Below are 11,660 nucleotides of genomic sequence, written 5' to 3'. Positions count from 1 at the left end.
ACCGTGGGGAAGTTTGCGCGGGTTAGCATGGCTGCCAGAGCCGCATTGAGTGGGGGCGGAACCGCCACTCAACGGTGTATTCCGCCGCGGAGGCCAGCATGGAAGACGATAGCACGTTGTATGTGGGGCTTGATGTCCACAAAGACTCGATCACGGTTGCCTATGCGATCGGCATGGGCAACGTCGAACTGTTCGGCAAGGTGGGCGCCATGCAGATTGATGTCGACCGGCTCTGCAAGCGACTTCAGCAGAAGGCGCGGCACATCTGCTTTGTCTATGAAGCGGGACCATGCGGGTACGGCCTGTATCGAAGGCTGGTCGATAAAGGCTTCGACTGCATGGTTTGCGCACCATCGCTCATTCCACGCAAGCCGGGTGATCGTGTCAAGACGGACCGCCGTGACGCGATCAAGCTGGTGCGCTCGCTGCGCGCCGGCGACTTGTCAGCGGTACATGTGCCAACAATTGAAGACGAAGCGTTCCGCGACCTGGCCCGCGCCTGGTCGGCCGCTCGAGAAGACCTGAAGGCAGCACGCTGCAGGCTCAAATCGTTTCTGCTTGCCCACGGCGTCCATTATCTCGGCCGCCCCAACTGGGGACCGACACATCGGCGCTGGTTAAGTACGTTCTCGTTTGACAGTGCATGGCAGCAACTGGCGTTCAACGAACATCGGCGCACGATTGAAGACCGGCTCGCCCAATGCGAGCGGCTGGAACTGGCATTGCGCGAAGCGGTCACGAACTGGCGGTTTTATCCGGTTGTACTTGCCCTGCAGGCCATGCGTGGAATCAACTTTACGTCGGCAATCGGACTGGTTTCTGAGCTGGGCGACCTGTCGCGCTTTGAACATCCGCGGCAGTTGATGGCATGGATTGGTGTGACGCCTTCAGAGCATTCATCAGGTGGGAAGCGACGGCAAGGCAGCATTACGAAGACCGGCAACAGCTACGCACGTAAGCTGCTGGTGGAATCCGCCTGGAGCTATCGGCATCCCGCCCGAGTAAGCATCGACATTCAGCGCCGGCATGAAGGTCTGCCAAAACCGATAATCGATCGTGCCTGGGACGCGCAGCTGAGGCTGTGCAGGCGATTTCGCAAACTCGTCAACCGAGGCAAGACCGCACACGTCGCCATCATTGCTATCGCACGCGAGTTGGCAGGCTTCATCTGGGACGTCGGCCGGCTGGGGATATCACTCGCTGTGCCTCCCAGCAGACAAGCTGCATAAACGGAGCCTCCAAGAAATCGACGAGCAGTGGAAATTTGAAGTTTCCTGAAGGCGGCGCAGCCCGGTATTCGAGTAATCCGCGACCGCGTTTGGCAACGGCATCAGTCGACTTGCGTAGTAAGGAAGCGGCAGGCTCATGAGACGGACCTCTGTAATGCGGCAACCAACCCGCGAATATCAGCGTGATCCACCGTCGAGATTTACAGCTACGCCGCCCTCAGGAAATTGCACGAACCACGGAGCAGATCATGAAAACCGATCCAGATTGACACCGGGAGTCATATCAGCGCGGTAACGCGTTCCTGGGGCCGCCATCCGTCGATGCGGTTGATGCGGCCCCAAACGACGCGGACGGCCATCCGGCTGCGCGCCGCGGCCGCACTCGCGAGCTGCTTCGTCTGGCCGCTCGCACCCGAAAGCAAGGCAACCCATCGCGAACGGACCCGCGCAGCAGCGACGTCGCACTGACGGCACGCCCTCGCGCCGACAGTGCCAGGCCACGCGCCAATCGGCGCTACACTGCCGCTGTCGGGCCGCCCCCGGGCGGCCTGTCCCCTAACCCAGATCCGGCGCCGGTGCGCCGCCGTCCCCATTGCATCGATGACCGACATCCCAAACAGCGGCTCCCCGGACAGCGCCGCCGTCCGCGCCTGGCTGGCCAGCCTGCAGACGCAGATCGCCGACACCCTCGGCGCTTTCGACGGCACGCCGTTCGCGACGGACAACTGGCAGCGCGCGCCCGGCGAGAAGCTGCGCGGCGGCGGCTGCACGCGCATCATCGAAGGCGGCCAGTTCTTCGAGCGCGGGGGCATCGGCTTTTCCGACGTGTCCGGCGACGCGCTGCCGCCCTCCGCGACCGCGACGCGCCCCGAACTCAACGGCCGCGGCTTCGAGGCGATGGGCGTCTCGCTCGTCCTGCATCCGCGCAATCCGTACTGCCCGACCGTGCACATGAACGTGCGCATGCTGCTCGCGACGAAGGCGGGCATGGCGCCGGTGTTCTGGTTCGGCGGCGGGATGGACCTCACGCCTTACTACGGCTTCGAGGAAGACGCGCAGCATTTCCACCGCGTGTGCCGCGACGCGCTCGCGCCCTATGGCGCGGACCGCTACCCGCGCTTCAAGCGCTGGTGCGACGAATATTTCTTCCTGAAGCACCGCAACGAGGCGCGCGGCGTGGGCGGTATCTTCTTCGACGATTACGCCGAAGGCGGCTTCGACGCGGCGTTCGCCATGCTCAAGAGCGTGGGCGACGGCTTCCTGAAGGCCTATCTGCCGATCATCGAAAAGCGCCGGGCGACGCCATACGGCGAAGCCGAGCGCGAATTCCAGGCGTACCGGCGCGGCCGCTACGTCGAGTTCAACCTGGTCTGGGACCGCGGCACGCATTTCGGCCTGCAAAGCGGCGGCCGCACCGAGTCGATCCTCATGTCGATGCCGCCGGGCGCCACGTGGCGCTACGACTGGCAGCCGCAACCGGGCACCCCCGAAGCGCGCCTTTATACCGACTTCCTGCCGGTGCGCGACTGGGTCTGACGCCGTGACGCAAGCTTTCACCGCCCCACCGGACGCGCTTGCACGGCGCGTCGGGCTGCTCGGCGGCACCTTCGATCCGATCCACGAGGGCCATCTCGCGCTCGCGCGCCATTTTGCGCGCGTGCTGGATCTCAACGAGCTGATCCTGCTGCCCGCCGGCCAGCCGTGGCAGAAGCCAGGCGTCACCGCGGCGCGGCATCGGCTCGCCATGACGCGCGCCGCCGCCGCTTCGCTCGCGCTGCCGGGCGTGACGGTAACCGTCGACGCCGACGAAATCGAGCATGACGGCCCGACCTACACCGTGGAAACCCTGGGCCGCTGGCGCGCGAGGAACGACAGCAACGCGAGTGCCGCGCTGACGCTGCTAATGGGCGCGGATCAACTGCTGCACCTCGATTCCTGGCACGAATGGCGCGAGCTGTTCGCGCTCGCCCACGTGGCCGTGGCGAGCCGCCCGGGCTTCGACTTCGCGGCGCTGCCGCAAGCGGTCGCGCAGGAAGCCGCTGCGCGCCGCGCGAGCGCCGCCGTGCTGGCGGCAACGCCGCACGGCCACCTGCTGGTCGACGCTACGCTCGCGCTCGACGTTTCGGCGACCGCAATCCGGCGCGACCTGCCGGCCTGCGTGGCGAGCGGGCAACGTCGGGGCACGGCCGCCGACAAGGTCCCCGCGGCCGTGTGGGACTATATCCTTCAACATCATCTCTATCTGCATCACGGGTAAACATGGACATCCGCAAACTTCAACGCGCCATCGTCGACGGTCTCGAAGACGTCAAGGCACAGGACATTCGTGTCTTCAACACGAGCCATCTGACCGAGCTGTTCGACCGCGTGGTCGTTGCGAGCGGCACCTCGAACCGCCAGACCAAGGCGCTTGCCAACAGCGTGCGCGAAAAGGTCAAGGAAGCGGGCGGCGACATCGTCAGCACGGAAGGCGAGGACATCGGCGAATGGGTGCTCGTGGATTGCGGCGACGCGGTCGTCCACATCCTGCAGCCCGCGCTGCGCCAGTACTACAACCTCGAGGAAATCTGGGGCGACAAGCCGGTGCGCGTGAAGCTCGCCAACAACACGGGCTTCGTGGGCGCACGCCCGAGCGAGCCGATGGACGATGAAGACGACGAAGTCGTGGAACACGCGCCGGTCGCGAAGAAGCCGGCCCGCAAGACGGCCGCGCGCAAGACCGCCAAGTGAGCGTGTCTACTAGCGCCCTTGCGTCCGCTCTCAAGTCTCACGCATTCGCACGATGAAACTGCATATCGTCGCCGTCGGCCACAAGATGCCGGACTGGATCGCCGAGGGCTTCGAGGAATACACGAAGCGCATGCCGCCCGAGTTGCGCATCGAACTGCGCGAGGTGAAGCCCGAGCAGCGCTCGTCGGGGCGCCCCGCCGAGAGCGTCATGGCCGCCGAGCGCACGCGCATCGAAGCCGCGCTGCCGAAGAACGCGCGCATCGTCGCGCTTGACGAACGCGGCAAGGACTGGACCACGATGCAGCTCGCCAAGGCGCTGCCGCTCTGGCAGCAGGACGGCCGCGACGTGGCGTTCCTGATCGGCGGCGCGGACGGCCTCGACCCCGAACTGAAGTCGCGCGCCGATACGCTCCTGCGCCTGTCCTCCCTCACGCTGCCGCATGCGATGGTGCGCGTACTGCTTGCCGAGCAGCTTTACCGGGCGTGGACCATCACGCAGAATCACCCCTATCATCGCGTGTGAAGAAAGCTCGCAGGGCACGCCGCGATGGAGGTTTATAGCGAGGTTCAACGCGCGCCCGAGCCGCTTTTCGTCGCGCGCCTGCGCCTTGACGGCAGGCGCGCACGTCAACCCGAAGTCCGTAACGACAAAGACGCTCCGATGCCCACCAACGCGCCCTATCCGTTCGTCTATCTCGCCTCGCAAAGCCCGCGACGCCAGGAGCTGCTGCAGCAGCTCGGCGTGCGCTTCGAACTGCTCCTGCCGCGTCCCGACGAAGACGCCGAAGCGCTCGAAGCCGCGCTGCCCGGCGAGGAAGCCTCCGTCTACGTGGAGCGCGTGTGCGCCGCGAAGGCCGACGCCGCCCGCGCGCGGCTCGTCGCCGGCGCGCACGCGCATGCGCCGATACTCACGGCCGATACGACGGTTGCGATCGACGGCCATATCCTCGGCAAGCCGCACGACGCCGCCGACGCCTACGCGATGCTCGAACGCCTCGCCGGCCGCGTGCACGAGGTCCTCACCGCCGTCGCCGTGGTGAACGCCGAAGGCGTGTGCCTCCCCATCGCGGTCTCGCGTTCGCACGTGCGCTTCGCCGCTGCGCTGCCCGCCGCGATCGCACGTTATGTCGCGAGCGGCGAGCCGTTCGGCAAGGCCGGTGCATACGGCATCCAGGGCCGCGCGGCGGAATTCGTCGAGCGAATCGACGGGTCCTATTCGGGTATCATGGGTTTGCCACTATTCGAAACGGCCGCCCTCCTGCGCGCCGCGGGCATCGACTTCTAGAACAAACCATGAATGAAGAAATCCTGATCAACGTCACGCCCCAGGAGACGCGCGTCGCATTGGTCCAGCAAGGCGCAGTACAGGAGCTTCACGTCGAGCGCACGCTTTCGCGCGGGCGCGTCGGCAACGTCTATCTCGGCAAGGTCGTGCGCGTGCTGCCGGGCATGCAGTCCGCCTTCATCGATATCGGCCTCGAGCGCGCCGCGTTCCTCCATGTGGCCGACATCTGGCATCCGCGCATTGCCGGCGAAGCGCATGCGCCCGTGCATCACCAGCCCATCGAAAAGACCGTGTTCGAAGGGCAGACGCTCATGGTGCAGGTCGTGAAGGACCCGATCGGCACGAAGGGCGCGCGGCTTTCCACGCAGGTGAGCATCGCGGGCCGCACGCTGGTCTATTTGCCGCAGGAGCCCCATATCGGCATCTCGCAGAAGATCGAGAGCGAGGCCGAGCGCGAAGCGGTGCGCGCACGCCTCACGGCCGTGCTGCCCGCCGATGAGAAAGGCGGCTATATCGTGCGCACGATCGCCGAAGACGCCACGAGCGAAGAGCTCGCCGCCGATGTGGCTTATCTGCGCAAGACGTGGGCGACGATACTCGCGCAGGCGCAGCGCGTGCCCGCCACGAGCCTGCTTTATCAAGACCTGAATCTCGCGCAGCGCGTGCTGCGCGACTTCGTGAACGACGAGACCTCGCGCATTCAGGTCGATTCGCGCGAGACGTTCCAGAAACTCACCGAGTTCGCCACCGAGTTCACGCCCGCCGTGCTGGCGAAGCTGCACCACTACACGGGCGAGCGGCCGCTCTTCGACCTCTACAACATCGAGGCCGAAATCCAGCGCGCGCTCTCGCGGCGCGTGGACCTCAAGTCGGGCGGCTACCTCGTGATCGACCAGACCGAGGCGATGACGACCATCGACGTGAACACGGGCGGCTACGTGGGCGCGCGCAACTTCGACGACACGATCTTCAAGACGAACCTCGAAGCGGCGCATACGATCGCGCGACAACTGCGTCTGCGCAATCTGGGCGGCGTGATCATCATCGACTTCATCGACATGGAGAACGTCGAGCATCGCGATCAGGTGCTCGGCGAACTCAAGAAAGCGCTCTCGCGGGACCGCACGCGCGTGACCGTGAACGGCTTCTCGCAGCTGGGCCTCGTGGAGATGACGCGCAAGCGCACGCGCGAATCGCTGGCGCACGTGTTGTGCGAGCCCTGCCCGACGTGTCTCGGCAAGGGGCAGGTGAAGACCCCGCGCACCGTCTGCTATGACGTGCTGCGCGAGATCCTGCGCGAGTCGCGGCAATTCAACCCGCGCGAGTTTCGCGTGGTGGCTTCGCAGCAGGTCATTGACCTGTTTCTCGAAGAGGAATCGCAGCACCTCGCCATGTTGATCGACTTCATCGGCAAGCCGGTTTCGCTGCAGGTGGAATCGAATTTGAGTCAGGAGCAGTACGACATCGTGCTCATGTAGCGCGATATCCCGTAGCGCATCACCGGAGCATCGCAGTTGGATCACCAGCGCGTCACCATCGAACACATCGGCGAATTCGACGAGATCGTCGACGTGCGAACGCCGCTCGAATTTGCCGAGGACCATATTCCCGGTGCGATCAACGCGCCCGTGCTCAGCAACGAGGAGCGTGTGATCGTCGGCACGATGTACAAGGACTCGCCCTTCGAGGCGACGCGCGTGGGTGCTGCGATGGTGGCGCGCAACATCGCCGCCCATCTCGACACGCTCTTCGCCGACCGTCCGCGCAACTGGCGTCCGCTCATCTATTGCTGGCGCGGCGGCAAGCGTTCGGGCTCGATGACGGCGTGGTTCAACATGATCGGCTGGCGCGCGCGTCAGCTCGATGGCGGCTACAAGACTTACCGGCACACAGTCGTGGAAGCGCTCGGCACGCTGCCGGGTGCGTTTCGCTATATCGTGCTCGCCGGGCCGACAGGGAGCGGCAAGACACGCCTCTTGAAGGCGCTCGGCAACGCTGGCGCGCAGATGCTCGATCTTGAAGCGCTCGCCGCGCATCGGGGTTCCTTGCTGGGCGCATTGCCAACGCGCGCGCAGCCATCTCAGAAGTCGTTCGATACGGCGCTCGTGCAGACGCTGCGCGGCTTCGATGCCACGCAGCCCGTGTTCGTCGAGGCGGAGAGCCGGCGCATCGGCGTCATCACGCTGCCGCCCGCGCTCGTGGAACGCCTTCATGGCGCGCCCTGTGTCGTCCTCGATGTCGCGCGCGACGAACGAATCGCGTTGCTGCTCGAGGAGTACGGACATTTATTCAGCGAGCGCGGGTATTTTCGCGAGCAACTGCAAAAGCTCACTCCGCTACACGGGCGCGAGCGCATCGACTCGTGGTGCAAGCTGCTCGACGAGGATCGGCGCGCTACGCTTTACGAGACGCTCGTGGCCGAGCACTACGATCCCGCCTACACCCGCAGCACGCGGCGCAATTTCGCGAAGCTCGAAAAATCGCTGCACTTCGCGTTCCGGCCAATGGCGGCCGATACGCTCGCGCAAGCCCGCACGCTGCTCGCGCAATTGCAGCAAGAGTCGTATGCAGGTGAAGCGGTGGGCAGCGAAGCCGAAGTGCCTCGCGCCATCTGACGCCTTCCGTTCGTCTCCTCGGACCTCAAAAAAGCACGCGCGGACTGCGATCCGGCGTTCACGCAGATAGCGACGAACGAGGTGTTACCGGCGCGCCGTGGCGGTCTCCGTCAGCGAGGCGGTGTGCTGAAGCTGCGACGGCAGATCGGGCTCCCACGCCTCGAGATCTTCGGTCGGGTAAAGGCCGAACGCGTACATCACACGCTTGAGACGGCTCACGAAGTTGGGGCGCGGCACGTTCGGCAGCGTGCCCGGCGCGGCGTCGGCCGTGCGGCTCATGTAGTTGCGCTTGAAATCGCGCTGCGAAACGCCCCATTTCATGAGGAATTCGCGACCGCCGCGGTTGCGGCGAATACGTCCCGTCGTGCGACAGCCGAAATGATAGATGCGGCTCGCGCCGACGGATCGGAACGTGCGGCAGCCCACCAGCCAGAGCTTCATCAGGAAGTCGTCGTCGCTGCTCATGCCGGGCCCGAACTCGATGCTGTAGCCGCCGACCCGCAGCCAGAGTTCGCGGCTCACCAGAGTGGGCTGCATTGCGATGCCGTTGCGGTCGGTGGTATCCATCTTCGCGGCAAAGTCGAGCAACGCCGCTTCGTCGAAATCGGCAGGACCGGTGCCGAAATGGGCAACGGTCACGAGGCCGTTGCCGGTATCGGTCGGCTCGATGATCTGGGAGGCCAGATAGGCCGGCGCCTCGCCGATCTCGCGCAGCGCGTCGACGAAAGCAGTGTCCCAATCCGGCGTGCAGAACATGTCGTCGTTCATGAACAGGATCCACTCGCGCGAGGCGAGACGCGCCACATCGTTGACGGCGATGCAGACGCCCACGTTCCCCTTGCTCCACGTATGGCGTATGCCCTGCTCGCGGACCCATTCGAGCGTGCCGTCGCTGCCGTCGTTCACGTGCACGAGAATCTCGTGCTCGAACGCGGAATGGCGCCGGATGCTGTCGACGCAGAGCTTCAGATACGGCAGGTTATTCCAGGTCGGGATCAGAATGCTGAACATGAAGGTGCGCCCTATGAAGGGTCCGATTTGTTATTCGCACGTTCCGCAATCGCCGCGAGGACGGCAATCACGGTCGCGTAGAACGCCACCGTGCTCTTCAGGTCGAAGGTCTCGACCGTCAGCCCGAAGACGAAAAACATCAGGACGAAAGCGAGGCCCATGAGCGCCGTACGCCTCGTCGTCCTCGACCCGGACTTCAGCTTCGCCGCGAAAAAGACCGCCGGCACGACGTAGATCGCAAGTAGCGCAAGACCGCCCACGATGCCGTAGTTGGCCATATAGGCGAGCAGCTGGTTGTGGACCTCGCCCTTGCCGAACATCGCTGCCACCGGGGTGAGCGCGCCCTGACTGGCCATCGAGTTCATCTTGTCGCGAAACCCGTCGCCGCCCAGGCCCAGCACCGGATGTTCGGCGATCAGTGTAGAGGCCGCCTCGTAGAGTTGCAGACGCACGCCGACCGGCGTGTCGCGGTGGCCGTGCATGTACTGCGTCAGGTCGGACGAAACGTCGTTGACGCGCCCGCGCACCGTCCCCGACAGCCCGTACGCGAGCCCGAGCATCAGCACGACGGCAACCGGCATCGCCACCTTCCAGTGCCAGGTTTTGTTGCGCCCGAGTTCCCAGACGATGAGCAGCGCAACGAGCGGAATCGCCGCCCAGCCGCCGCGCGAGCCGGACAGCAGCGAGGCGGCCAGGCCCGCAAAGAGGCCGGCGATCTTGAGCGCGCGCAGGAACGCCGAATCCTTGCGCCACCAGTTCAGTGCAATCGCGGAGAGCACGCCGAGCGCAAGCGCGAGGTCGCCGAAATGGATCGGATTCAGGAACGCGCTGCCGATGCGGCCGTCGCCCCAGTCGCGGGGCAGGAACAGCGCAATGGCGAGTGCCGAGAGGGCACCAAACGTGAAGGATAGATCGGCCCAGGCGAAGATCCGCGCAGGCGCGCGGCGCAAGGCGAGGAAGACGGGCACCGCGAGCAGGAAGCGCGACGGCGAGTCCCAGGTCCGCAGCACGAGATGGCCATGCGCAAGCGTGCTGAGCGCCACGGCCGCCACGGGGCTACCCAGCGCGATGCAAAACGCCAGTGCGAGACGGTCGGGGCGCGCGTAGGCATACGGCGCACCGGCGGGCCGCCAGCACAATGCGCCAAGCGAGATGACCGCCGCGCCGATCGACACGGCGCTCGAGGCGCCCTGGACGAGCATGGCGATGGCAGGAAAAGCGAGGAGAAAGAGCGCGGTCAGCCAGTCGCCGGGCTCCGTGCGTCGGGAATCGATCGTAACTGCTGTCGGCATCGCTACACTGCTATGGTCGGTAAGGGCGGGATCACTCCGTCCCCGCGTGACGTCCTCACTACGCGGCTTTATGGGCGCGAAGCATGACGGGAAACCCACTATTGTACGCATACATCCCCCCCTTTCGAGACGGGGCTGCCAATTCCGCGCTGGCAAAGCCGGCGGCCACCAACGACCGGGGCCCGCCGCGGCACTCTGCGATTACAGCCGTGCTACAATGAGCGGTTATCTGGAAATACACTAGACCCGTGTTTCAGCAGAGCAACTCAAACATTTCGTGGTTTTCGCCGCGTAGCTGGATCGACAATGCCGTGTCCCGGTCGACTGTGATCCCGTATCAGGGCGTGCCCTACGAGCCGGAGGCGTTTCTCGCCAGCACCAGCCGGCTCAAGATCGCGAAGAAATATCTGCACAAGCAGATCCTTCTGAGGGCGCACGGCCAGTTACGCCTCGAACGCGCGCATCTGGATCCCGCGCAGCGGATTCTGTGGATCTACGCCAAACGCAATTTCGGCGACGCCACGATGGACATGGCCGGCCGCGCGCTTCTCAAGGGCAAGGGCGTGAGCGTCGATCTGCTCGCCCTGCCGTCGCTGGTTCCGCTTTTCAACGAAGACGACGTATTCGGCAAGGTATACGGCGACCCGGGTGAAGTCGACGCGAGCCGCTACGACGCGGTTCTCCTGTCCGAATACAACCTCCCGTCGATTCGCCTAAAGACCCGGCACTTCGCGCATCTGCCCTACGCCGGCCTGTTCCGCTATTTCAACGGCCCGGACCGTAACCAGACCTGCTTCAGCTACGCCGGCATCAACGACGTGTTCTCGCTGGGCCACGACGCCGCCACGCTCGCAACCGTCAGCAAGCCCTATCTGGCCAGCCGCGCGGCAACGCGCGAGTCGGTGCGCGACTTGTTGCCGGGCCGGCCGTTCATCGTGGTCGCGGCCGGCGGCGTGGACCCGGATCGCACATATCAACGCTGGTCCGAAGTCATCGAGTTGCTGAGCCACTACGACGACGCGAGCGCGGCAAAGGAAATCGTCGTACTCGGATCGGACAACGGCGCGCAGATCGCGCAGCAGCTGTGCGCGCACGCACCCCGCAACGTGCGCATTCGCTCGCTGACCGGCAAGCTCACGTTCCTCCAGTCACGCGAGATCGTCGCGCACGCCGAACTATTCCTCGGCGCCGACGGTGGACTGATGCACGTCGCCCACACCACCGGCACGCCTGGCGTTTCGCTGTTTTCGCACCGCGAACCGCCTCGCTTGCGCTTGACCCAGGCCTGTCATTCCATTGGCCTGCAGGGCAGCGGCAACGTCAATACCATCCCGCCCGCGCAGGTCGTTGGCGCGGCGCTGCGGCAATTTGCCGCCCGCGAACCGGCCGCCGCCCCCTCGTCTGCCTGAGGCGGTCTTCTTGCCCCCGGCGCGCACGTCGCGCCGCCCCTGCACCTTCATGATGGCGACGCGCGGAGCTCGCGCGCCGCGCCACTGCG

The 11,660-nt window shown here is 65.3% G+C and carries 11 protein-coding genes; 9 read left to right on the top strand and 2 right to left on the bottom strand.

Going from position 1 to position 11,660, the window contains the following annotated elements; translation table 11 throughout:
* Positions 1 to 98 precede the first annotated feature (98 nt).
* The 8 genes from BMI01S_RS30595 to mnmH all read left to right on the top strand — a co-directional run bounded on the left by BMI01S_RS30595 (position 99) and on the right by mnmH (position 7,859).
* Positions 99 to 1,229 (top strand): IS110 family RNA-guided transposase, encoded by a 1,131-nt coding sequence (locus BMI01S_RS30595; RefSeq protein ID WP_042291714.1) that lies wholly within the window; start codon positions 99 to 101, stop codon positions 1,227 to 1,229.
* Positions 1,230 to 1,829: 600 nt separating this feature from the next.
* On the top strand, positions 1,830 to 2,765 hold the full coding sequence (gene hemF, locus BMI01S_RS30590) for an oxygen-dependent coproporphyrinogen oxidase (protein WP_028230626.1): 936 nt from the start codon (positions 1,830 to 1,832) through the stop codon (positions 2,763 to 2,765).
* 4 nt (positions 2,766 to 2,769) lie between these two features.
* Positions 2,770 to 3,486 (top strand): nicotinate-nucleotide adenylyltransferase, encoded by a 717-nt coding sequence (locus BMI01S_RS30585; protein WP_028210446.1) that lies wholly within the window; start codon positions 2,770 to 2,772, stop codon positions 3,484 to 3,486.
* 2 nt (positions 3,487 to 3,488) lie between these two features.
* Positions 3,489 to 3,959 carry a ribosome silencing factor gene (gene rsfS / locus BMI01S_RS30580; RefSeq protein ID WP_028230625.1) on the top strand — a complete coding sequence of 157 codons (471 nt, stop codon included), beginning with the start codon at positions 3,489 to 3,491 and terminating at the stop codon, positions 3,957 to 3,959.
* 52 nt (positions 3,960 to 4,011) lie between these two features.
* Positions 4,012 to 4,482, top strand: a complete 471-nt coding sequence (gene rlmH, locus BMI01S_RS30575; protein WP_028210448.1) for a 23S rRNA (pseudouridine(1915)-N(3))-methyltransferase RlmH — start codon at positions 4,012 to 4,014, stop codon at positions 4,480 to 4,482.
* Between the two features lie 138 nt (positions 4,483 to 4,620).
* On the top strand, positions 4,621 to 5,244 hold the full coding sequence (locus BMI01S_RS30570) for a Maf family protein (protein ID WP_028210449.1): 624 nt from the start codon (positions 4,621 to 4,623) through the stop codon (positions 5,242 to 5,244).
* Positions 5,245 to 5,252: 8 nt separating this feature from the next.
* Positions 5,253 to 6,722, top strand: a complete 1,470-nt coding sequence (gene rng / locus BMI01S_RS30565; RefSeq protein WP_028210450.1) for a ribonuclease G — start codon at positions 5,253 to 5,255, stop codon at positions 6,720 to 6,722.
* Between the two features lie 36 nt (positions 6,723 to 6,758).
* A complete protein-coding gene (mnmH, locus tag BMI01S_RS30560; RefSeq protein WP_028230624.1) occupies positions 6,759 to 7,859 on the top strand; it encodes a tRNA 2-selenouridine(34) synthase MnmH in 1,101 nt (366 codons plus the stop codon).
* An 84-nt stretch (positions 7,860 to 7,943) separates the two neighbouring features.
* Here the strand turns inward: mnmH and BMI01S_RS30555 are convergent, their stop codons facing one another.
* Positions 7,944 to 8,870 carry a glycosyltransferase family 2 protein gene (locus BMI01S_RS30555; protein ID WP_036044652.1) on the bottom strand — a complete coding sequence of 309 codons (927 nt, stop codon included), beginning with the start codon at positions 8,868 to 8,870 and terminating at the stop codon, positions 7,944 to 7,946.
* Between the two features lie 11 nt (positions 8,871 to 8,881).
* Positions 8,882 to 10,162 carry an O-antigen ligase family protein gene (locus BMI01S_RS30550; protein ID WP_042291707.1) on the bottom strand — a complete coding sequence of 427 codons (1,281 nt, stop codon included), beginning with the start codon at positions 10,160 to 10,162 and terminating at the stop codon, positions 8,882 to 8,884.
* Between the two features lie 311 nt (positions 10,163 to 10,473).
* Between BMI01S_RS30550 and BMI01S_RS30545 the strand changes: the two genes are divergently transcribed.
* Positions 10,474 to 11,571, top strand: coding sequence for a glycosyltransferase family 9 protein (locus BMI01S_RS30545; RefSeq protein ID WP_244145316.1), 1,098 nt, complete (start codon positions 10,474 to 10,476; stop codon positions 11,569 to 11,571).
* Positions 11,572 to 11,660: the final 89 nt, after the last annotated feature.

Source organism: Paraburkholderia mimosarum LMG 23256 = NBRC 106338, from assembly GCF_000739815.1.
Lineage (GTDB): Bacteria > Pseudomonadota > Gammaproteobacteria > Burkholderiales > Burkholderiaceae > Paraburkholderia > Paraburkholderia mimosarum.
Note: the sequence above shows the minus strand (reverse complement) of the source record. Positions and strands in the feature narration are given on the sequence as shown.